General features: G+C 63.8%; 22 protein-coding genes. 7 read left to right on the plus strand and 15 right to left on the minus strand.

Annotated features, from left to right (window positions below; all coding sequences use genetic code 11):
• Positions 1–208: 208 nt before the first annotated feature.
• On the plus strand, positions 209–985 hold the full coding sequence (locus ACE3OA_RS10950) for an SDR family oxidoreductase (protein WP_374310788.1): 777 nt from the start codon (positions 209–211) through the stop codon (positions 983–985).
• A 61-nt stretch (positions 986–1046) separates the two neighbouring features.
• Positions 1047–1463 (plus strand): cupin domain-containing protein, encoded by a 417-nt coding sequence (locus tag ACE3OA_RS10955; protein ID WP_374310789.1) that lies wholly within the window; start codon positions 1047–1049, stop codon positions 1461–1463.
• A gap of 11 nt (positions 1464–1474) precedes the next feature.
• On the opposite strand, the gene ACE3OA_RS10960 is transcribed toward ACE3OA_RS10955, so the two are convergent.
• Positions 1475–2335: a LysR family transcriptional regulator gene (locus ACE3OA_RS10960; RefSeq protein WP_374310790.1), complete on the minus strand. Its 861-nt coding sequence runs from the start codon at positions 2333–2335 to the stop codon at positions 1475–1477.
• A gap of 120 nt (positions 2336–2455) precedes the next feature.
• On the opposite strand from ACE3OA_RS10960, the gene ACE3OA_RS10965 reads away from it, so the two are divergent.
• On the plus strand, positions 2456–3454 hold the full coding sequence (locus tag ACE3OA_RS10965; protein WP_374310791.1) for a zinc-dependent alcohol dehydrogenase family protein: 999 nt from the start codon (positions 2456–2458) through the stop codon (positions 3452–3454).
• Here the strand turns inward: ACE3OA_RS10965 and betC are convergent, their stop codons facing one another.
• Complete coding sequence (betC, locus tag ACE3OA_RS10970) at positions 3455–4981, minus strand: choline-sulfatase (protein WP_374310792.1); 1527 nt, start codon at positions 4979–4981, stop codon at positions 3455–3457.
• Positions 4982–5093: 112 nt separating this feature from the next.
• Between betC and ACE3OA_RS10975 the strand changes: the two genes are divergently transcribed.
• From ACE3OA_RS10975 to ACE3OA_RS10985, 3 genes are all read left to right on the plus strand, one after another.
• A complete protein-coding gene (locus ACE3OA_RS10975) occupies positions 5094–5996 on the plus strand; it encodes a LysR substrate-binding domain-containing protein (protein WP_374310793.1) in 903 nt (300 codons plus the stop codon).
• Between the two features lie 122 nt (positions 5997–6118).
• On the plus strand, positions 6119–6907 hold the full coding sequence (locus ACE3OA_RS10980; protein WP_374310794.1) for a sulfurtransferase: 789 nt from the start codon (positions 6119–6121) through the stop codon (positions 6905–6907).
• Positions 6908–6926: 19 nt separating this feature from the next.
• Positions 6927–7706 carry a sterol desaturase family protein gene (locus tag ACE3OA_RS10985; protein ID WP_374310795.1) on the plus strand — a complete coding sequence of 260 codons (780 nt, stop codon included), beginning with the start codon at positions 6927–6929 and terminating at the stop codon, positions 7704–7706.
• On the opposite strand, the gene ACE3OA_RS10990 is transcribed toward ACE3OA_RS10985, so the two are convergent.
• The 7 genes from ACE3OA_RS10990 to ACE3OA_RS11020 all read right to left on the minus strand — a co-directional run bounded on the left by ACE3OA_RS10990 (position 7703) and on the right by ACE3OA_RS11020 (position 14672).
• Positions 7703–8092: a DUF1801 domain-containing protein gene (locus tag ACE3OA_RS10990; RefSeq protein WP_374310796.1), complete on the minus strand. Its 390-nt coding sequence runs from the start codon at positions 8090–8092 to the stop codon at positions 7703–7705. The genes ACE3OA_RS10985 and ACE3OA_RS10990 overlap by 4 nt on opposite strands.
• Before the next feature lie 37 nt (positions 8093–8129).
• Positions 8130–8906 (minus strand): substrate-binding periplasmic protein, encoded by a 777-nt coding sequence (locus ACE3OA_RS10995; protein ID WP_374310908.1) that lies wholly within the window; start codon positions 8904–8906, stop codon positions 8130–8132.
• Positions 8906–9769 (minus strand): carbon-nitrogen hydrolase family protein, encoded by an 864-nt coding sequence (locus ACE3OA_RS11000; protein ID WP_374310797.1) that lies wholly within the window; start codon positions 9767–9769, stop codon positions 8906–8908. The genes ACE3OA_RS10995 and ACE3OA_RS11000 overlap by 1 nt, the downstream gene beginning before the upstream one ends.
• Before the next feature lie 132 nt (positions 9770–9901).
• Positions 9902–10705 (minus strand): M55 family metallopeptidase, encoded by an 804-nt coding sequence (locus tag ACE3OA_RS11005; protein WP_374310798.1) that lies wholly within the window; start codon positions 10703–10705, stop codon positions 9902–9904.
• 91 nt (positions 10706–10796) lie between these two features.
• On the minus strand, positions 10797–12017 hold the full coding sequence (gene ppk2 / locus ACE3OA_RS11010; RefSeq protein WP_374310799.1) for a polyphosphate kinase 2: 1221 nt from the start codon (positions 12015–12017) through the stop codon (positions 10797–10799).
• A gap of 97 nt (positions 12018–12114) precedes the next feature.
• On the minus strand, positions 12115–13707 hold the full coding sequence (locus ACE3OA_RS11015; protein WP_374310800.1) for a trimethylamine methyltransferase family protein: 1593 nt from the start codon (positions 13705–13707) through the stop codon (positions 12115–12117).
• A gap of 131 nt (positions 13708–13838) precedes the next feature.
• Positions 13839–14672 carry a pirin family protein gene (locus tag ACE3OA_RS11020; RefSeq protein ID WP_374310801.1) on the minus strand — a complete coding sequence of 278 codons (834 nt, stop codon included), beginning with the start codon at positions 14670–14672 and terminating at the stop codon, positions 13839–13841.
• 172 nt (positions 14673–14844) lie between these two features.
• On the opposite strand from ACE3OA_RS11020, the gene ACE3OA_RS11025 reads away from it, so the two are divergent.
• A complete protein-coding gene (locus tag ACE3OA_RS11025) occupies positions 14845–15660 on the plus strand; it encodes a phosphodiesterase (RefSeq protein ID WP_374310802.1) in 816 nt (271 codons plus the stop codon).
• A gap of 80 nt (positions 15661–15740) precedes the next feature.
• Here ACE3OA_RS11025 and ACE3OA_RS11030 read toward each other — a convergent pair whose 3' ends face one another.
• Genes ACE3OA_RS11030 through ACE3OA_RS11055 form a run of 6 tightly spaced genes read right to left on the minus strand, consistent with a single transcriptional unit; the run spans position 15741 to position 21928 of the window.
• Positions 15741–17258, minus strand: a complete 1518-nt coding sequence (locus tag ACE3OA_RS11030; protein WP_374310803.1) for an ABC transporter substrate-binding protein — start codon at positions 17256–17258, stop codon at positions 15741–15743.
• The gene (locus ACE3OA_RS11035; RefSeq protein ID WP_374310804.1) at positions 17251–18243 is read right to left on the minus strand and encodes an ABC transporter ATP-binding protein; all 993 of its coding nucleotides are present in this window, start codon (positions 18241–18243) and stop codon (positions 17251–17253) included. The genes ACE3OA_RS11030 and ACE3OA_RS11035 overlap by 8 nt, the downstream gene beginning before the upstream one ends.
• Positions 18240–19241 carry an ABC transporter ATP-binding protein gene (locus tag ACE3OA_RS11040; protein WP_374310805.1) on the minus strand — a complete coding sequence of 334 codons (1002 nt, stop codon included), beginning with the start codon at positions 19239–19241 and terminating at the stop codon, positions 18240–18242. Before ACE3OA_RS11040 ends, ACE3OA_RS11035 begins: the two co-directional genes overlap by 4 nt.
• The gene (locus ACE3OA_RS11045) at positions 19238–20083 is read right to left on the minus strand and encodes an ABC transporter permease (RefSeq protein ID WP_374310806.1); all 846 of its coding nucleotides are present in this window, start codon (positions 20081–20083) and stop codon (positions 19238–19240) included. The genes ACE3OA_RS11040 and ACE3OA_RS11045 overlap by 4 nt, the downstream gene beginning before the upstream one ends.
• Positions 20084–20096: 13 nt before the next feature.
• A complete protein-coding gene (locus ACE3OA_RS11050) occupies positions 20097–21041 on the minus strand; it encodes an ABC transporter permease (RefSeq protein WP_374310807.1) in 945 nt (314 codons plus the stop codon).
• The gene (locus ACE3OA_RS11055) at positions 21041–21928 is read right to left on the minus strand and encodes a proline iminopeptidase-family hydrolase (RefSeq protein ID WP_374310808.1); all 888 of its coding nucleotides are present in this window, start codon (positions 21926–21928) and stop codon (positions 21041–21043) included. Before ACE3OA_RS11055 ends, ACE3OA_RS11050 begins: the two co-directional genes overlap by 1 nt.
• Positions 21929–22083 lie beyond the last annotated feature (155 nt).

The following is a 22083-nucleotide window of genomic DNA, read 5'->3' on the forward strand; positions in this document are numbered from 1 at the left end:
TCCATGGCCCGGCATAGCTGAATGCCCGGCATACCTGAATGGTCCGGTGTCACCGAGATATTACCGGGCCGTGCCGTCCTTTTGGACAAATATTCAAGGCAAATCCAAGGACGCTTGAAGGCGCTCGCAAAGTCTTCCGGCCGGCCTCCAGGCATCCTCCATCCATCGACCGCGATCACCGCGGCGATTCTTGAGACAGGAGGTTTCCATGGGCAATCAGCAATCATCTAAAAAAATTGTGGTCATTGGCGGCAGCGGTCTTATCGGCGGCAAGCTGGTGAGCCGGCTGCAGGGTCTTGGCCACGACGTTCTCGCCGCCTCGCCCAGCACAGGCGTCAACAGTGTCACCGGCGAAGGTCTGGCCGGCGCCTTGGCCGGTGCCAGCGTCGTTGTCGATGTGGTGAACTCGCCTTCTTTCGAGGAGAAGGCCGTCCTGGAGTTCTTCGAGAAATCGGGCCGCAACCTGTTGGCTGCGGAAGCGGCCGCGGGTGTCGGCCACCATGTGGCCTTGTCGATCGTCGGCACCGAGCGCCTGGCCGATAACGGCTATTTCCGCGCCAAGCTCGCCCAGGAAAAGCTGATCAAGGAATCGAAGATCCCCTACACGATCCTGCGCGCCACGCAGTTCTTTGAGTTCGTCGGCGCCATCGGCGAGGCCGCGGCCGAGGGGCAGACGATCCGCCTCTCTCCGGCGCTTTTCCAGCCGATTGCTTCGGATGACGTCGTCGCCGCCCTGGCCGACGTGGCCCTTGGCGCACCGGTCAATGGCACGGTCGAAGTGGGCGGCCCGGAGAAGATCAGCCTCGACGAATGTGTGCGGCGCTTCTTCAGCGCCAGGAAGGACACGCGCAAGATCGTCCCCGATGTCCATGCGCGCTATTTCGGTTCCGAGCTCAACGATCTCTCGCTGACCGCCGGTGCGGGTGCCCGCCTCGGCACGGTGCGGTTCGACGAATGGCTCGGCCGTTCGGTGCACTCCGCCTGATGCCGGCAGCTTGGCCGCGCGCCTTCACCCGCCAAACTGGATCCAGATAGGGAGAATTGAGATGTTCGCAAAATTCCTCGTCGGAATTGTCGTCGCCGGGCTCACGCTCGGCGCGGTGTCGACCCAGGACGCGCATGCCGACCAGCGCAAGGTGACGGTGGTATTCGACCGCGTCTTGCCGAACGTACCCGGCATGAGCATGCGCGGCGTGCTCGTCGAATATGGCCCGGGCGGTGCCTCGCCGTCGCATACCCATCCGGCCTCGGCCTTCATCTATGCGACGGTGCTCGAGGGTGCCGTTCGCATTCAAGTCGATGACGAGCCGGAAAAGATCTACCACACGGGCGAAAGCTTCGTCGAAATGCCGGGCAGCCATCATCGCGTCAGCGCCAATGCCAGCGACACCGAACCGTCACGGCTGCTGGCCGTCTTCGTCGTCAAGACCGAAGAGACGAAGCTGGTGACCGAAGACAGATAGCGATCCGCGGCTCAAGCCAGCCGCTGAGCCACGAAATCGAGCAGGGTGCGCAGCCGCGCCACGCGCTTGAGATCGCGGTGATAGCCCACCCACACGTCACGGCCCGGAATATCGTTTCCGGGTCGTGTTTCACCAAGATCGATGGGCATAAGCCCCGGCATTCCGTCGCCGAGGAGGCGCGGCAGCACCGCGAGCCCGGCACCATTGAGGCAGGCCCGGGCCTGGACGTCGCGGTTGTTGCTGCGAAAGCCGATGCGCGCCTTAGGGAATCGGCGCTGCAGCCAGATCATATCGGGCAAATCGCCGAAGGCTGCATCCATCGTCACCAGCACCAGCCCGCTGCCGTCGCCCAATAACGGCGGCGCCGCATCCTTGGGCGCATAAAGTGCGTATGCCATGTGCAGGCATTTGCGCTGCACGATTTCCGGCTCGTCGAAGGGCGCTATGCGGAAGGCAAGATCCGCTTCGCGGCGGGCCAGGCTGAAGGGGCGCTGATCGGTGATAAGTTCGATGCCGATGGCGGGATGTGCCCGGCCGAACGCCGCAAGAATGGGTGTCAGCACATGGGCGCCGAACCAGTCCGACGACGCGATGCGGAGCTGGCCCAGCAATTGCCCGCCCCCCGCCCCCAGGCGCTCGACCGCCAGCGTCTCCTCCTCGATCCGCTCGGCATGCGGCAGGACCTCCTGGCCTTCGTCAGTGAGGATGAAGCCCTCGCTGCTGCGCTGGAAAAGCGTCTGCCCCAAGGCCTGTTCCAGGGCACGCAGGCGCCGCCCCATGGTGGGCTGCGTGAGCCCGACCTGCCGCGCCGCTGCCCCCAAGGTGCCGGCGCGGGCGATCGCCAGAAAGATGCGCAGATCACTCCATTCCATGGCGCATCCTAGACTATTCCATGCAGAATTGCATGGACTTTAGTTTTTCTTTTTGCTCTCGAAATATCCTTGCATGGCGTATCTCTGTTGCATCTCAGCCAAGCATTCGAGGAGAGAGCCATGAGCATCCCGACTATGCGTGCCCTGCAGGCGACGGACCCGGCCTCACCCCTGCGCTTGATCGACCTGCCGCGCCCGGTCCCGGGCCGGGGCCAGGTTCTGGTCCGCATCAAGGCCAGCGGCGTCAACCCGCTCGATCTCAAGATCCGATCCGGGACGGCCGCCCATGCCCGCCATGCGCTCCCCAACATTCTCGGCATCGACCTCGCCGGCGTGGTGGCGGATGTCGGACCCGAGGTCAACCGCTTCCGTGCCGGCGATGAGGTCTTCGGCATGGTGGGTGGTGTGGGCGGACATCAGGGCACGCTCGCCGAATATGCCGCGGTCGATGCCGATCTGCTGGCCCTGAAGCCCCGCGCGCTCGACATGCGCGCCGCCGCCGCCTTACCGCTCATCTTCATCACCGCCTGGGAAGGCCTGGTCGACCGCGCCCAGGTGCAGGCGGGCGAGCGCGTGCTCGTTCACGGCGGTGCCGGCGGTGTCGGCAGCATGGCCGTGCAATTGGCCAAGGCCCGGGGTGCCGAGGTTTTCGCGACGGAAAGTGCGGAGCGCCGCCGCCTCGTTGAACAACACGGCGCCACCTTCATCGACCGCCGGGATGATGTCGCGACCTATGTTGCCACCCATACCGGCGGCGAGGGATTCGACGTGATCTACGATACCGCCGGCGGTCCCACGCTCGATGCGTCCTTCCAGGCCGTGCGGCCTTATCGGGGTCGCGTGGTGAGCTGCCTCGGCTGGGGCACCCATGCGCTGGCCCCGCTTTCCTTCCGGGCGGCAAGCTATGCCGGTGTCTTCACCCTGCTGCCGCTCCTCACCGGCAAGGGCCGCGCCCATCACGGCGACATTCTCGCCGCGGCGTCCCTGCTGGCCGATACCGGGCAGTTAAGGCCGCAGCTCGACGCCCAGCGCTACACACTGGAAACGGCCGATGCCGCCCATGACGCCATCAACCAGCGCCGCAGCAGCGGCAAGGTCGTGATCGAGATCGACGGCTGATTACTCCGCCGCTTTCTTGAACGCCGGGAAGCGGGAGCGCATTTCGAGTTCGAAGATCGGTACGGTATTGCGGATATAGAGGTTCCGCGCATCGGCGATCGGCTGGTAGTCCCAGGCAACACCTTGCGCTCGGATGATGTCGTTGAGGTAGCGGCGGCGACGCTGGCTCGCCACCACCTGTTGGCGGATGCCTTCCATGTCCCAGCCCTTGGCGATCTCGGCGCGCAAGGCAGCGACGCGCGCGGCATGGGCAGGATCGTTCGCAAGATTGATGACTTCCAGCGGATCGGCCTCGATGTCATAGAGCTGGTCGGGGTCGGTCTGGAAATGGACAAACTTGTAGCGCCCGCGCCGGATCATGATTCCCGGCGCCTTGGCGCCCTCGCCCATATATTCGCCGATCACTTCGTCATGGCCCTCACCGCCGGTGAGATGCGGCACCAGCGAACGGCCCTCGGTCACCACTTGCTCATGCAAGGGCGCCCCGTCGGTGGCGAGGTCGAGGAGGGTGGGGAGGATGTCGATCTGCGAAACCGCTGCCTTCACGCGGCCGGTCTTGAGGCCGGGCCCGTTGATGATCATCGGGATGCGCGCCGAATTTTCGTACCAGTTCATCTTGAACCACAAGCCGCGCTCGCCCAGCATGTCGCCATGATCGCCCGTGACGATGGTGACCGTGTTGTCGGCAAAGCCGCTTTCCTTCAAGGCCTGCATCAGATCGGCGAAGCGCTCGTCGATATAGGAGACCGAGCCGTAATAGGCGTGGCGCGCATTGCGGATGGCATCCTCGGTCGGTGCCGGGTCCAGCATGCCGATGCCGTTGGCAATGCGTTGGCTGTGCGGGTCCAGGGGAACCGCGCCGGCTTTCACTTTCGGCATGTCGATATCGTCATGCCGGTAGATATCCCAATGTTCCTTCCGCGCCAGATAGGGATCATGCGGACTGATCAGCGAAACGACCAGGCAGAAGGGCTGGTCGCTGTCCTTCCGGGCGAGGTCGAAGAGATGGCGTTTGGCCTGGAACACGACCTCGTCATCGAAATCGAGATAGGCCGAGCGCGTGCAGATGCCGGCCTGATGGACGACGTCCATATTGTGGAACCAATCGAGCTTGGCCTCCGGCCGGTCCCAATCGGGGACCCAGGCGAAGTCCGACGGATAGACGTCGGTGGTGAGACGGCGGTGGAAGCCATGGAGCTGGTCCGGCCCGCAGAAATGCATCTTGCCGGAGAGGGTCATGTCATAGCCCAAGGCAGAGAGGTGATGGGCGAAGGTCGGGATCTCGGCCATGAACTCGGCCGCATTGTCCCAGGCGCCGATCTTGGTGGGGAGGCGTCCGGACATGAACGAGTAACGCGCCGGCGCGCAGAGCGGGTAGTTGCAATAGGCCGCATCGAAGACCATCGATTTTTCCGCGAAAGCGGAGAGGGCAGGGGTCTTCACCACCTTATGCCCATAGCTCGGCATGAATTGGGGCGCCAACTGGTCGAGCATGAAGATGACGAAATTGGGTTTCCGCTTGGTCATCTGGGTTCCCTCTCATTCTTGGATGCTAGGCCAAGTGTCCTCTTTGCATATGGCTTCGACAAACGAGAAATATTAGAGTCATAGGCTAAGTTGGACTTAGCCTGGAGTCACCATGACCTTCCGCAAGCTGCCGCCCTTGGGCATGTTGCGCTCCTTTGAGGCGGCGGCGCGCCATATCAGCTTTGCCCGCGCCGGGGAGGAGCTCGGCGTCACCGCCGCTGCCGTCAGCCAGCAGGTGAAGGGGCTTGAGGAGCATCTTGGTCAGACATTGTTCCTGCGCCGGCCGCAGGGATTGAGCCTGACCGAGGCCGGCCTTTCCTATCTCACCATCATCCGCGACGCCTTTGACCGGTTGGGGGCGGGGACCGACGAGCTGTTTCATGGCCGCTCGGGCAGCGACGTCTCGGTCCGCGTCACGGCGGGCTTTGCGCATCTGTGGCTGGTGCCGCGGCTGCATCGGTTCCTGAATGTCGCCCCCGATCTGCGCCTGCGCCTCCTCACCACCTTGTGGACACCCCTTGAGATCGATGCCGAGGCGGATTTTGAGATTCGCTGCGGCATCGGCGCGTGGCCGCAGCTCACCGCCTATAGGCTCACCCGCGACCGGCTGTTTCCGGTCTGCGCGCCGGCGCTCGTCGCGCATTTGCCCAAACCCCTGGCGCCGGAATATCTGGGCGCGCAGCGCCTCATCCATGTCGCCAATTTTGCCGAAGGCTGGGCCGACTGGTTCCGCGGGGCGGGCGGAAGCGCCGCGCCGGCCGCGACAGGCGGCATCGTCTTCGATACGGCGACACTCGCCGTCGACCTCACCCTCAATGGCGGCGGTTTCATGCTGGGCCGCTCCTGCTTCGTCGACAGCCACCTCGCCGACGGCCGCCTGGTGGCGCCCTGCGCCGCCAAGATCAAGAGCACCGAGGCCTTCTACCTGGTCGAGCGGGCCGGGGAACGCCTGGCGCCGCCGGCCCGGCGCTTCCGCGATTGGGTGCTGGCCGAGGCCGCTCAACAGAATTCCTGAAGGCTCGCCTGAATTTTTCTCTCTTTACTCTATCGGTCTAATAGTGTTTAAAGTCGGATGAATAGGTTCGCTTCGCTGACCTTGTGTCGGCTGATCAGGCGGGCCCAGGCATTTGAGGACGGATGATGCTTCAGCCCAAATCCTTGATCATTCTGGCTTTTCTGGCAGCAACCCCGATCGCCGTCGGGGCCGTGGCGACCCTGACAGGCCTGGCCTCCACCCCAGCGGTCGCCGTGGACGTCATCGGTTTTGACCGCAAATGGTTGCTGTCGGTCGACGAGGCCCGCGCCCTCATCGCCAGCGGCGCCTTGGTCATCGACGCCCGCAATGCCGAGCTACGCGCCCATGCGCCGATCCGCAACGCGCTGGCGCTGCGCGCAGAGGATCTGGCCGGCAGCGATGCCGATCTCACCGCCAGGCTGCGCGATTTCGGCCTTGATGCCGCCACCCCGATCGTCGTGCTGGGCGATTCCGCCCATGGCTTTGGCGAGGATGCCGAACTGGTCCTCGCCCTCCGTTCGCTCGGCCATCCGCGCGTCGCCATGATCGATGGCGGCCTGCCAGCGCTCCTTGCCGCCGGTCTCCCCACCGTGCAGGCCCCTTTCGGCCGCGGCAATTTCACCATCGCCCGCAACGACAGCTGGTCGCTCGCAGCGCCGGAGATGAAGCGCCACAGCTACCAATTGCTGGCAAATGATCTTTCAGAAGATCTCTCAGGCGACCTCCTCGCCAATGACGGTCGTCTGAAGACCGCGGACCAGATCGCCGCCATCCTGGCCGCCAGGGGCATCGACCGCGATTCCCGCGTAGCGACCGAGGCCGCCTGGCTCACGACCGTGCTGCTCGACCAGGGCTATGACGCCCGCCACCTGGTAAACGCCGCCGATAACCAGTTGACCGCAGCCAACTGAAAGCCGCTCTAATGGCTGCATGAACGAAGCCGCCTTCCGTCTTTCCGTTTTTCTCATCCTCTTTGCGCTGCTGGGCCTCGCCGAACTGCGCTGGCCGCGCCGTCCCTTGCGCGATGACAAGGCGCGGCGCTGGCGCACCAATCTCGGCCTCGTCGCGCTCAACATCCTAATCCAGCGCGTCACCTTGGGTGCCGCGGTTCTCGCGACGGCTCTTTATGTCGGCGACCGGGGCTTCGGCCTCTTCAACCAGATCATCCTGCCCCTCTGGCTGGAAGCGGCTCTCGCCCTGCTCGTGCTCGATGCCGCCATCTATCTGCAGCATGTGGCAACGCATAAGGTCCCCTGGCTGTGGCGGCTGCACCGGGTGCACCACACCGATCTCGATGTCGACATCAGCACGGGCCTGCGCTTCCACCCGGTCGAGATCATGCTGTCCCTGCTTTACAAGGCGGCCATCGTGGCGCTGCTCGGCGCCGACCCGCTCATCGTGCTGATCTATGAAACGCTGCTCAGCGCCTTCGCGCTCTTCACCCACGGCAATATCGCCCTGCCGGAAAGATGGGACGGGACTGTCCGCCTTTTCTTCTGCACGCCCGACATGCACCGGCGCCACCATTCGACGCAGCCGGACGAAACGGATTCCAATTACGGCAACATCCTCTCGCTGTGGGACCGGCTGGCGCGTACCTATTTCGAAAGCCCGGCGCTCGGCCAGCAGGGCGTCATGCTAGGACTTGCCGAGGAGCGCAAGGGCGAGAAGCTTGGGCTCAAGCGCCTGCTCTTGATGCCCTTCCGCTAGCGCGCCGGCTTTCGCTTGGCCGCATTCAAGGCGATTGCGGCGCGGATGAGCGCCTTCAGCGCCGCCTCGTCTATCTTCTCGCCTGCATGAATGTCGATGGCGCGCCTGGTGTTGCCATCAAGGCTGGCATTGAAGAGACCCTTCGGGTCTTCCAGGGAGGCTCCCTTGGCGAAGGTCAATTTGACGGCGCTTTTGTAGGTCTCGCCCGTGCAGACGATGCCGTCATGCGACCAGACGGGAACGCCGCGCCATTTCCATTCCTCGACGATCTGCGGATCTGCCTGCTTGATCAGGGCGCGGACCCTGCTCAGCATCTCGCCCCGCCAATCGCCCAGCTCCTTGATCCTGGCATCGATCAGCTGGGAGGGCGATTTCCTGTCCGTCATGCCCGATTCTCCCGAACCAACACTTTGCAACCCGCCCTTAAGGTGCCCCGGCGACGCTGAAGCGCACGGCCCAGCGCTGCTCGATTTCGTCATAGATACCGTTGGCGCGGATGATCTCCAGCCCGCGATCGAGGGCTGCCATCGCCGCCGCCGCATCCGGCCGGCGCTTCGAGAAGGAGACATAGAGCTCGGGCCGGGCCAGCAGCCCAACTACCTTGACCTTTCCGGCCAGCTCGCCGCCATGTTCGGCGAGCAGATGCGCCATCACCTTATCATAGATGACGCCGTAAGCCGCGCGCTTCCGCGCCACCAGCCGCAAGACACCCAGATCCGACGTCGCATTGTCCTTGATGACGCTGCCGTCGCTCTGGAACGGCTCGCCATAGGTATAGCCGTTGGTGACAGCGACGCGCTGGCCCTTGAGGTCGGCCGGCGTCAGATCTTCCGCCACTGAATCAGCCGGCGCGATGATGACGATGGCGGCAGAGAAGAGCGGCTTCTCATGAAACAGGAAGCGCGCTTCGGTCGAGGGCTCGCGGATCGTGTCGAAACAGCCGAGCTGCAGCCCCGCCTCGACTTCGCCGAGACAGCGCGCGTAGGGCAGGCTCACCAACTCGACCTTGGCGCCTGCAGCTTTGTAAGCCGCACGCACCAGATCGACTGCCAGACCTTCTGGCCCGCCATGGCGTTCGGCGGAAAAGGGGAACCAGTCATTCTCGGCCACCAGCCGAATCGGCTCGTCGGCGCGAGCGTTTGAAAGCGCCATACCGAGGAGAAGCAGGGCGGCGCAGCCCAGTCGCCGTAATTTCCACATCACGGCCGCGTCGTCTTCACCGCCACCTGGCCATAGAGGTCGGGGCGCGTCTGGTCGTTGAGCGGCCACCAATTGCGCACCCGCCGCACCTGGTCGAGGTCGATGGTGGTGGTCAGCATCGCCTCTTCATCCGGCGCCCCGGCGAGGATAACGCCCCAGGGATCGACCACGCTGGAGCGGCCGATGAAGCCGATGCCGGTGACCTTCTCCTTGCCCGTCATGCCGGAGGCGGCGATGAACATCTGATGATCGGTGGCGCGTGCTTTCAACAGGAAATCCCAATGGTCGAAGCGGGGCGAGAGGAAGGCGGTCGGCAGCAGGATGAGCTCGGCCCCCGCCTTGGCATAGGCCCGGAACATCTCCGGGAAACGGATATCGGCGCAGATGCCTAGCCCAAAGCGGCACAGATTGGTGTCGTAGAGCTGCAGCTCCTTGCCCGGTGTCACCTTGCTTGATTCCATGATGCCGGGCGGCAGATCGGTGCGGTTGGGCACGTCGAAGAGATGGGTCTTGCGGTAGCAGCCCAGCAGGTCGCCGCCAGGGCCGATGACCGGCGCTGTGTTGTAGATGCGCCCGTCGGCGCCTTTTTCGTAGAACGAGCCGGTCACATACATCGCATGTTTGCGTGCGGCCGCCGCCATCATCGCAAGCGTCGGTCCCGGAATGGGCTCGGCCAGCATCTGATGGGCCGTGCCGCTGGAAAAGCCGGTGCCGGTGAAAAGTTCCGGCAGCACCACGATGTTGCTGCCGCGCGTGCCGGCGAGATCCAGGTAATGCTGCGCCTTGGCGAGATTGCCTGGCTTCTCGTCATCCTGCGCGTTGAACTGGGCAATCGAAATGGTGACCGGCCGCGCGTCGCTCATATCCCGCCTCTCATTCTGCGGGAGCGACGATAACCGAAGCGGCAGCGCCGATGTAGCCCCTATTTAGGTAGGGGCGGAGACCCCTCACCCCGCCCCTCGCCCCGCAAGCGGGCGAGGGGCCTCGCTTGCCGATCAGATCCCTAAGATGAATTTCTGCGCCCGCATGATCTCGAAGAAATCGGCGGCCGCGAACTGCACCGTGCGGTTGCCGGTATGCTTGGCGCCGGGATACCAGGACGCCCGGTAGGCATCGGTCGGGTTGTTGAACACAACCTCCAGCACGGTCACATCGGCGATGGGCAGCAGCAATTTGCTGCGGTCGAGGCCCAGCGCCTTCTTGACGCCAGCCTTGATCTTGGCGCGGGCGACCGCGGGAGCGACCGAAATGGTCGACCGGCCGATCCCTTCCAGCACCGGCACAGTCACCATGCCCGGATTGAGCTTCTCGGCATCGGCGCAGATCCCCTTGTCGCCGGAGATGAAGACCGCCGGTACCTTGTAATAGGCCGCGGCGGTGCCGTGGAGATGGAATTCCGAGGCCGGCACGCCGTTGAGGCGCAGCTCGGAAATGCGCAGATTCATCGTATGCGCCAGCGGATTGGTCTCCGACCCGGCGCGACTGTGATAGCCGGTGAAAATCACGGCATCGAAACCGTCCTCGATACCCTGCACCATGCTCAAGGGACTGCCGCTCCAGCCGCGGATGATCTTCACGCAAGCGGGTAGCTTCTCGGTGATGATGTTGCGCCCTGAATCATGGGCGTCCTTGAGAAGGATCTCGGTGGCCCCCGCCTCGATGGCGCCGTCGATCGCCGCCAGTACCTCACCGGTCATCAGTTCGCGAAACTCCGGATAGGAATCATGCACCTTCTCGGCCTCGTCCCAATGCGTGATGCCGGCGGTGCCTTCGATATCGCTGCTGATGAAAACCTTCATGAAACTCCCCAATCATACGGCCAGAACCCGCCGCGATTGATGCATGATCGACCGGGGAAATGCAATCGGGCTCGGTAGCAGCCGCCGGCGCTCAACTCCGCTTGGAGAGGAACAGGCTCGATTGCATGCCGGCGCGGTCGATCACATGGGTGGCAGACCCGACGATCAGCGGATCGGGTGTCGCCGCCACCAGGGGATCCTTGTTGGGATAGGGCAGTTGCGAGAGGAAATGCAGCATGCAATTGAGCCGCGCGCGCTTCTTGTCATTGGATTTGATGATGGTCCAGGGGGCGTCGGCGGTGTCGGTATAGAAGAACATCGCCTCCTTGGCCTGGGTGTAATCATGCCATTTGTCGATCGATTGCAGATCGATCGGGCTGAGCTTCCACAGTTTCAGCGGGTCGTTCTTGCGGCCATGGAAGCGCTTCTTCTGCTCGTCGCGGCCGACCGAGAACCAGTATTTGAAGAGCCGCAAGCCGCTATTGACGAACATGCGTTCCAGTTCCGGGCATTGGCGCATGAATTCCAGATATTCGCTGGAACTGCAGAAGCCCATCACGCGCTCGACCCCGGCGCGGTTGTACCAGGAGCGGTCGAACAGCACGATCTCGCCCACCGTCGGCAGCTGCTCGATATAGCGCTGGAAATACCATTGCCCGCGTTCCTTGTCGGTAGGCTTTTCCAACGCCACCACGCGGGCACCGCGCGGATTGAGATGTTCCATGAAGCGTTTGATGGTGCCGCCCTTGCCGGCGGCGTCGCGCCCCTCGAACAGCACGACGACACGTTGCCCGGTATCCTTGACCCAGGCCTGCACCTTGAGGAGTTCGACCTGAAGCTGCGCCTTCTGCGCCTCGTAATGCGCCGTCTTCAGTGCTGTTTCGTAGGGATAGGCATCGCTCTGGAAGTTGGCGCGGAGCTTGGCTTCATCCTGCAGCATTTCCCTGAAGCCCGGCGTCGCCAGTGCTTCCGTGAGGCCTGCGCGCACCCAGGGCTTGGCCGGCCGTCCTGCCGCCTGATGCGCCGTATCATCCTCGCCGCCGATCCTCAGGTCATGCAGCTTCGCCGCGCCGGCCTTGATTTCCTTGGCGATGGATTTGGCGGCCCTGGGCGTTTGGGTCTTGGCTATCACCGCCGCCGCATCCGCCTTTGGTTCGGCCGCAATGGGTTCGACCGCAGTCGGTTTGGCTGCAGTCGGTTTGGTTTCCGGCGGCACGCTTCCCGCTGCAGCGCTCGGGGATGCAGCCGGCGCGACGCTCGGGGCTTCTTCCGTCGCGGTCGCGGTGATCATCGGTTTCGCTGCTTGCGCCATCCATTTCCTCCTGCCGGCAGGTGTCACGAATATGACGTCCCGATGACAGGGGCCCCGCATTGATCTGCGTCAAGCTGCGGCTTGATGGATTGGGTGCTTAGTCCTGCGCGTTCTTGCGCTCGACCTTTCGGCGCGTCACGAATTCCTGCAAGGCTTCGGCGACGCCCGCATCGAGCGGTGGCGCCGCATAGGTGTTCAGCGCCTGCTGCCACACGGCGGTAGCGCGTTGCGTCGCGTCCCTGGCGCCGTCCTGTGCCCAATTGGGATAGGAACGCCAATCGGCGATAAGCGGCTTGTGGAAAGCTGTCTGATAGCGCGCCAGCGTGTGCTGGGCGCCGAAGAAATGGCCACCCGGCTGAACTTCGCGCTGCGCATCGAGGCCCAGTTCGGCATCGTTGATGGTGAATGGCTGCACCAAGGCCGCCATCATCTGCAGCATTTCGACATCGAGCACGATCTTTTCGAAGGAGGCGCAGAGGCCTCCCTCCATCCAGCCGGCACCGTGATAGACCAGATTGGCCCCGCCCAGCACCGAGGACCACAGCGACATTTCCGATTCATAGGCCGCCTGCGCATCCACGGTGTTGCTGGCGCTGGCATTGCTGGCGCGGTAGGGCAGGCCATAGCGCCGCGCCAATTGCCCGCCCACCAGCGTCGCGCGCGCATTTTCCGCCGTGCCGAAGGCCGGGGCGCCGGAGCGCAGATCGACATTGGACGTGAAGGCGCCATAGACCACCGGAGCGCCGGGCCGGGTCAGCTGGGTCAGCACGATGCCGGCCAAGGCTTCCGCATTCTGCTGCGCGAGGGCCGCGGCCAGACTGACCGGCGCCATCGCCCCCATCAGGGTAAAGGGCGTGATGACGGCCGCCTGGCCCCATTCACTCATCGCCATCAGCCCGTCGCTCATCGCCTCGTCAAAGCGGCGCGGCGAGTTGACCGAAATGATGGTGAGAACGGAAGGATCGTCGATCAGATCTTCGCGCGTCTTGCCCCTGGCAATCGCCATCATGTCGATACCGTCGAGGGCGCGCTCGGCCCCGATCGCCGTGCAATGATAGACCTTGTCCGAGTAAGTGAGGTTGGCGAGATAGCAATCGAGATGGCGGCTTTGCGCGGGCAATTCCTGCGGCGCCGTCGGCTGGTTGCCGATCAGATGGATGATGTCGAAACTCTGCGCCAATTGAATGAGGCGCTGATAGTCGGGGAGATTGCCGGCGCGCCGGCCATTGATGCGATCTTCGACCGTGGGCGGACCGGCGACCAGGCCGAAGGCCAGCGCATCGCCGCCGAGTTCGATGCGCCGCGCCGGATTGCGCGGCGTCAGCGAGAATCTGCGCGGCGCGGTCTTCAACGCGTCCTGGATCAGTTCGCCGGGTATGCGCACCAGGCCGCTGCTATGATCGACCTTGGCGCCCGCCTTGGCGAAAACGGCACGCGCCTTGGCGCCCATGAATTCGATGCCGATCTCATCGAGGATGGTCAGCGAGGCGCTATGAATGGCCTGCAGCTGCTCTTCATCCAGCGGCTCGACAGGTTTGAGGCTGCGCCGCAGGATGGAAGGGAAATGCCCCTGCGAGAGCCCGCTTTCTCGCGGCCGCCGCGGATGATCCTCGCCCCGCCGCCGCACCCGCGCCCCGCTTTCGATCTCGCCGGTCATGCCTGGCTGCCCGTCCCCATCATTCTCCGTCATGCCCGTGCCAAGCACGGGATGACGCGTGGTACTGGGGTGGAGCTTAGCGAGCCGCGCTCGGCCTGAACAGAACGCGCGATAACAATTATGAACTGGCGCGATGCGATATGCTCATGGCCGCATCGCGGCGTTCAGCCGAAGCGGCCGGCCTGGTAATCCATGAAGGCCTGCTCGATCTCGGCCCGCGTGTTCATGACGAAAGGCCCGGCGCGCACGACCGGTTCGCCGATGGGACGGGCGGCGAGGATAAGCACCCGGGCGCCCGCCGGTCCTGCCTTGATCGCGATTTCGTCACCGTCGCCCAGCACCGCCATCTGCGTCGTGCCAAGGCTGCGGCCGCCAATTTCGGCCCCGCCCTCGAACACATGGGCGAGCACGGTGGCGGCCGGATCGACCTTGTGGCGCCAGGCGATGCCCGCCGGCAGGGTCACGTCGACCAGCAAGGGCTGGCGCGATACGCCGTTCACGGGTCCACTCACCCCTTCCGCCTCGCCCGCCACCACTTTCAGCACGGTCCCGTCGGCCAGCGTCTTCACCGGCACCTGGTCGGGCCGGTAATCCTGATAGCGCGGCGCCACCATCTTTTCCGCCGCCGGCAGGTTGATCCAGATCTGGAAGCCGCGCATCAGCCCGTCCGTCTGTTCCGGCATTTCCGAATGGATGAGGCCGCGCCCGGCCGTCATCCATTGCGCACCGCCCGGTTCCAGCAGGCCGCTATTGCCGCGATTGTCGAAATGGCGCATCAGCCCGGCCAGCATATAGGTGACCGTTTCGAAGCCGCGATGCGGATGGTCGGGAAAACCGCCGATATAGGTGTCGGGATCGTCCGAGCCGAATTCGTCGAACAGCAGGAACGGGTCGATCTGCAGGATGCCCTGGGCCGGGAACAGGCGTTTCATATGCACCCCGGCCCCATCCGAGGTTTCCTCGCCCGTGATGATGTGCTGGGTCTGTCGCAACGTCATGGTTCTGGCCTCATTGGTTGGGGCAAAGATAGGGCGGTCCGCCGGTGCGAACAATGCGCAGGATTGTGACCAGATTGTTCACCAACCCACAACAGTCCCACCGGAACCCATTCGCGACACCACCAAGCCCCGCTATAGTCGCGGCCAACTCTTGATTGCGCGGGCCCCTGCCATGCTGAAATTCATCCACGTCACCGACCCGCATCTGGTCGAACCGGGCCAGGCGCTTTACGGAACCGATCCTGCGCAGCGCCTGCGGCGCTGTGTCGGCGATATCGCGGCACGCCATGGTGACGCCGCCTTCGTCATCGTCACCGGCGATCTCACCCATGTCGGCGGGATGCCGGCTTTCTCCGGCTTGCGCGACATCCTGGCGTCCCTGCCCATGCCGGTGCATCTCATCGTCGGCAATCACGACACAAGGGAGGATTTGGCTGCGGTCTTTCCCGGAACGCCGCGCGATCCCAACGGCCTCATCCAGGGCGTTGTCCCGTCGCCCGAGGGCGACTTCATCCTCCTCGACACGCTTGAGACCGGTGTTTCACACGGTGTCTTCTGCGCGCGGCGCGCCGATTGGTTGGGGAGGGCCTTGGCCGGCGGCACGGGGCCGGTCTATCTCTGCCTCCATCACCCGCCCTTTCCGCTGGGGATCACCGGCATGGACGGCATCAGCCTGCGCGACCCGACGGATTTCTGGCGCGCGATCGAACCGCACCGGGCGCGCATCCGCCACATCTTCTTCGGCCATGTGCATCGGCCGGTGTCGGGCAGCTGGCGCGGCATCCCTTTTTCGACGCTCCACGGCACCAACCATCAGGTCGCGCTGCATCTCGGGACAGGCCTTTCGGTCGCCAAGGCGATCGCGGCCGACGAACCGGTGTGGAGTTCCGACGAGCCGCCGCATTACGGAATCGTGCTCATTGACCAGGACCATGTCGTCGTCCACCAGCAGCCCTTCCTGCGTGAGCCGGAATCGGTCGAGCTCTAAAGGAAGACGCCGCGGGCAAGGTGCCCGCGGCGTCATTAAAGTCTCAAGGCCCGGCAAGTCTTTAGGCCTGAGATGACGGGTCAGTTCTTCACCGTGTCCTCGAGGAAGAAGCGGCCGAGCGGGTTCTGGTAGAACCCCTCGATGTTCTTGCGCGTCACATTGCGATAGGGGCTGTAATAGAGATCGATCCAATGCGCCTCGTCCTTGGCGATGGTCTGGATCTCGATATACATGGCCTCGCGCTTCTTCGGGTCCATCTCGACGCGGGCTGCCGCCACCAGTTCCTTGACCTTGTCGTTCTTGTAATGGGTCATGTAGTTGTTGTTGGCGTCATGGCCCAGCACGAAGGTCGTCTTCTGGTCCGGGTCGATCACGTCATTGGTCCAATAGTTGATGGCAAGATCGTATTCGCCATCCACTTCCATCTGCCAGGACGAGCTTGGATCGACCTTGGTGATGTTGACCGTGACGCCGGCCTTGGCCAGCTGTTCCTGGATGAGGATCGCCGTCTGCTCCTGCACCTCGTCGCCGGTATCGACGATGAAGTTGAGATTGAGGTCGCTCACACCGGCATCCGCCAGCAGCTTCTTGGCAGCTTCCGGATCGTAGGGCCGCAGCAGGTTGTTATCGTTGTGATAGAGGGCGCCCTTGGGCACATAGGAATTGGCGACCTCGCCGAAGCCGAAGGTCGCGGTGTCGACGATGGCCTTCTTGTCGATCGCCATGTCGAGCGCCTGCCGGACCGGAATCTTCGCCAGGGTCTCATTGCGCTGGTTGATGAGGAGATGATCCTCGCGCGTCGAGGGATCGAGATGGACGGCGAGATTGGCGTCCTTCTGCAGTTCGGCGATGCGCGAGAAGGGCACGAAGATGGCGGCGTCCAATTCGCCCGCCTGCACTTTCAGCATGCGGGTATTGTCGTCGGGGATCGAGACCCATTCGACACCGTCGAGCTTGACGCGGTCCTTCTCCCAGAAATTCGGGTTCTTCTTGAGGACCACTTTTTCGCCGCGCTTCCACTCGACCAGCTCAAAGGCACCTGAGCCCAGCGGATGGTCCATGATCGCGTCCTCGCCCTTTTCCGTGACATATTTTTCGGAAAGGATCGAGGCGCCCGGCATGGCGAGCGAAGCAAGGAAGGGGGCCGCCGGCTGGTTGAGCGTGATTACCAATGTGTGGTCATCCTTGGCTTCCGCCGTCTTGATCACCTTGTAGCTGTCGGCCCAGAGCGAGCCGGGATTGTCGCGGATGCGAATGAGGCTGAAGGCCGCGTCCTTGGCGGTGAGCGGGGAACCGTCGGAGAAGGTCTCGTTGCGGATCTTGAAGGTATAGACCAGGCCGTCCGGCGAAATTTCCCAGCTTTCGGCGATGCCTGGCTCCAGCTTGGTGCCGGTCTTGTCGACGCGCACCAGCACGTCGAACACATTCGAGAACACCCAGAAATCGACGTTCTGCGTGGTCTTGATCGGGTCGAAGGTGGTACCGTCCTCGCGCCGGCCGATGCTCAGCACGCTGTCGGCCGAGGCGATGCTCGTGCCGACCGTCAGCAGCGCGAAGATGCTCGCGGCGCCGATACTCAGCCATTTTCTGTTAAGCATGGATTGTCTCCCTCTCCTGTTCACTGTGGATGCTTGGTGCGTCGTAAAGATGGCAATTCACGTCTGATCCGCCGATGGTTCGCTTCTGTGGAAGTTCGATGCGGCAGATGGGCAGGGCTTGCGGGCAGCGCGGATGAAAGGCGCAGCCTTGCGGGATGTCGAGCGGGCTCGGCGGTTCGCCGCCCAAAGGATCGTCGGGCAGGCCCCGATCCGGGTCGATCTCCGGGATCGCGCGCATGAGCGCCTGGGTATAAGGATGCTTGGGCGCCCCGAACACGTCCTCCGTCGCCCCTTCCTCGATAATGCGCCCCAGATACATGACGGCAACGCGGTCACACAGACGCCGCACCACGCCGAGATCATGGGCGATGAAGATGAGGGCGAGGTTCATGCGCCCCTTGAGTTCGATCAGCAGATTGATGATCTGCGCCTGGATCGAGACATCGAGGGCCGCCACGCATTCGTCGGCGATGATGAGCTTGGGTTCGATGGCCAGCGCCCGGGCGATGCCCGCGCGCTGGCATTGCCCGCCGGAAAGGGCCCGCGGCCGACGCGCGGCAAGATCGGGCGAGAGGCCGACGAGGCGCATCAGTTCGGCAACGCGCATGTCGATCTGCGCCGGCGGTACTTTCTGATGGACACGCAGCACTTCGGCGATCGCCTGGCCGATGGTGAGGCGCGGATTGAGCGCGTTATAGGGATCCTGGAAGATCATCGCCGTTTCGCGCCGGAGCCGCATGATGGCGTTGCGATTGCCGCCGCCCACATCGATGCCGTCGAAATCGACCCGGCCCTCGGTGATGTCGCCGAGCCGCAGGATAGCGCGGCCGAGCGTGCTCTTGCCGCAACCGCTTTCGCCGACCAGGCCCAGGGTTTCGCCCGGCTGCAGGCTGAAACTGACGCCGTTCACTGCGCGCACCAGCTTGCCCTTGGGACCACGGAAATGCACGTTGAGCCCATCGACATGCAGCAAGGCACCGCTCATGGCTGCACCTCCGCCGTCACCGGACAGGCCGCCAGATGATGGGGTGCGCGCGTGACCAGCTCCGGCATGCTCTCCCGGCAGCGCGCCTGCGCGAGATCGCAGCGCGGATGGAAGCGGCAGCCCGGTGGCATGTCGCCGGCACTGGGCGGCTGGCCCGGAATGCTCGGCAGAAGCCCGCTGCCCGCGCCCTGCGCCGCCAGTGAATGGTTTGGCTGGCAGGCGATGAGGCGGGCGGTATAGGGATGAAAGGGCGCCTTCAGCACGTCGCGCTTTGGTCCCGTCTCGACGATGCGCCCGCCATACATGACGGCGATGGAATCGCAGGCCTGCGCCACCACGCCCAGATCATGGGTCACCAGGATGATGGAAAGGCCGCGCTTGTCCCGGAGGTCCAGCAGCAGCCGCAGGATCTGGGCCTGCACCGTCACATCGAGCGCCGTGGTCGGTTCGTCGGCGATGAGGAGCTGCGGATCGCAGGCCAAGGCCGCCGCGATCATCGCGCGCTGGCGCATGCCGCCGGAAAATTCATGGGCATAGCCTCGGGCGCGCCGCGCGGGGTCGGGAATCCCCACTTGGCGCAGCAGGTCGATCGCCTGGCCCCAGGCTTCCGCGCGGGAGACGCCGCGGTGAAGCACGATCGATTCCGCCACCTGGTCGCCGATGCTCATGACGGGGTCGAGATGACTGGCCGGGTTCTGGAAGATCATGCCGACCGAGGCGCCCCGTTCGGCCCGGATATCGGCTTCCGACATCGCCGTGAAGTCACGGCCATCGAAAAGGATCCGGCCTTCGGGGATGGAAAGATTGGCGCCGGGGAGGAGCCGCAGGATGGCACGACAGGTGACCGACTTTCCCGAGCCGCTCTCGCCCACCAATCCCAGCACCTCGCCACGGCGCAGCGAAAAGGACGCTTGTTCCACTATGTTGAAGACACGCGACCCCAAACGGGCCCGCACGGAAAGGTCTTCGACGCGCAGCAGGGTGTTTCCGGGGCTCATTCCCTGACCCCCAGCTTTTCGCCCAAGCCATCCGCCAGCAGGCTGAAGCCCAGCGCCATGACAACGATGGCAAGGCCCGGAAAGGCCGTGATCCACCACGCGGTGGTGATGAAGTTCTGTCCTTCCGAAATCATGATGCCCCATTCCGCGGTCGGCGGCTGGACCCCGAGGCCGAGATAGGAAATGGCGGCACCGTTGAGCACTACCAGCACCACGTCCGACATCGAAAAGACGATCGAGCCGGTCAGCACATTGGGAAGGATGTGGCGAAAGAGGATGCGCGGATGCGAATAGCCGAGGCTCCTGGCCGCCAGCACGAAATCGGCCGATTTCAACACCAGCACCTGGGCGCGGATGAGCCGCGCATAGGAGACCCAGCCCACCAGCGCCATGGCGATGTAGAAGCTGGAGAGGCCCGGCTTCAGGATGGCGATGATGGCCAGCATCAGAACCAGGAAGGGAAAGGCCAGCACGATGTCGACCACCCGCATTGCCACCGCATCCACCGCCCGTCCGGCATATCCGGCGATGGCGCCGATGGTGGTGCCGATAAGGAAGGGGAAGGCGACGCCGATGAGGCCCATCTGCAGATCGATGCGCGCCCCCCAGATGATGCGCGAAAGGATGTCACGGCCGAAATTATCGGTACCGAACGGATGGGCGAAGCTCGGCGGCTGCAGCTTCACCTCGAGATTCTGCGCAATCGGGTCGAACGGCGCCACGATGGGCGCCAAGATCGCCAGCAGCACGATGGCGCCGATGAGCGAAGCGCCCAGCACCAGGGGCAGCGGATGCTTGCCGAGCCGCGGCAGCCAGGCAGGTCGCAAGGCGACGGCGCTCATAATTCTACCCCCGTCATAGCTCAACTCGGGGATCGATGGCGACGGTCAGCACGTCGGCCAGGAAATTGACGATGACCGTGGCACAGGCAAAGACCATGGCAACCGACTGCACCACCATGTAATCGCGCGTGAAGATGCCGCGCACCAACAGCTGGCCCATGCCGGGAATGGAAAAGACGGTTTCGATGACGACACTGCCGCCGATCAGCCAGCCGATATTGACAGCGAGGAGGTTGATGGCCGGGATGACCGCGTTGGGCAGCACATGGCGCCAGAAGACGCGGGCCTCGGAAAGGCCCCGCGCCCGCGCCGCGGTGGCATGGTCGGAGGCAAGCTCGGCGATCATGCTGGCGCGCAGGTTCCGCGTGATGACGGCGGAGAGTGCCAAGGCCACGGTAAAGCAGGGCAGCACCAGATGGTGGAGCTGGTCGCCCCAGGTGTCGCCATAGCCCGCCACCGGAAAGAGGTCGAGTTTCACGCTGAAGATGATGATCAGCATGATGGCAAGCCAGAAGGGCGGGAAGCCGAGCCCGGCGGTGGAAAAGAGGCGAATGGCATGATCGGCAAGGCGCCCGCGCCGTGTGGCGGCAAGCGATGCCAGCGGAATGGCCAGCGCCAGCGCCAGCAGCACGCTGCCGCCGATGAGGAACAGGGTCGGCAGCAGCCGCTCGGCGATGAGCTGCAGCACGGGAATCTTGTAGAGGATCGACTTCCCCATGTCGCCCAGGCCCAGATTCTTGAGGAAGTAGAGATATTGTAGCCAGATCGGCTCATCCAGGCCGAACTGGGCGCGGATGCGGGCGATGGCTTCGGGCGTCGATTTGGCGCCCAGCAGCACCCGCGCCGGATCGCCGGGAATGAGCCGCACCAGGACGAAGGTGATGACGCTGATGCCGAGCAGAACGGGCAGAAGCTGCAGCGGTCGCGTGAGGATGAAGCGATAGCGGTGCAGGTTCATCAGTTGCTGCGTCGCTTCAGGAAGCTGGTCAGCACCGGATAATAGGCGTCCGGCTCTTCGTAGAAGGGCATGTGGCTGGAATTGGGGAAGACATGCAGCTCGGCATTCTTCAAATGCAGCTTCATGCGCATGGAACAGGCCGGCGTCAGTTCGTCATGCTGGCCCGTGGTGATGAGAACCGGGCAAGGAATCTTGTGGAGGTCCGGGACGCGGTTCCAATCCTTGAGATTGCCGGTATAGAGGAATTCATTAGGCCCCTGCATGGTCACATAGGGTCCCATGTTCCAATCGTCGAGCGAGCGTTTCACCGGCGCCGGCCATTCCTGCAGACGGCAGACATGGCGGTAATTGAGGATGGTGACGGCGGCCTGGTATTCGGGATGGGTGAGCGTCCCTTGCGCTTCGTGACGCTGCATCATGGCAACCGTCTCGGACCCCAAGGCGTCGCGCAGGCGCATCAGTTCCGAAACCAGATGCGGCATGTCAGCATTGGTGTCTTCGAGGATGAGCGTTTTCAGATTCTGCGGATGCGTCAGCGCATATTCGATCGACAGCCAGCCGCCCCAGGAATGGCCGAGCAGATGCACCTTGCCGAGGTTCAATTTGGTGCGGACGGTTTCGACCTCGGCCACATAGCGTGTGATGTTCCACAAATTCGCATCGGTCGGCCGGTCGGACGCACCCGTGCCGAGCTGGTCGAAAGCAACCACGCGGTAACCTTGGTCGATGAGGCAGGAATGCGCCTCGCGCAGGTAGTCGCAGGGAAGGCCCGGCCCGCCATTGAGGCACAGCACGGTTTCAGGACCCTTGCCGAAGCTGTAGGCGATGACCTTATAGCCATCGACCGTGATTTCATGCCGTTCGTCGGCGGCAATCTCGCGCCACATCACCCGTCCCCTCTCGACCTCAAACCCCTGTATCGCCACGCGCTCTTATTCGGCACATGTGCAAGAACGATGCTAGGGCTTTCGCAGATGCGATATCAAGCGCATTCGCTGCCTGATGAGTGCAAAGCTAGGCTGCGCGGAGTGCAGGCGCTTGA

This window comes from Dongia sp., from assembly GCF_041906375.1.
Taxonomy (GTDB): domain Bacteria; phylum Pseudomonadota; class Alphaproteobacteria; order Dongiales; family Dongiaceae; genus Dongia.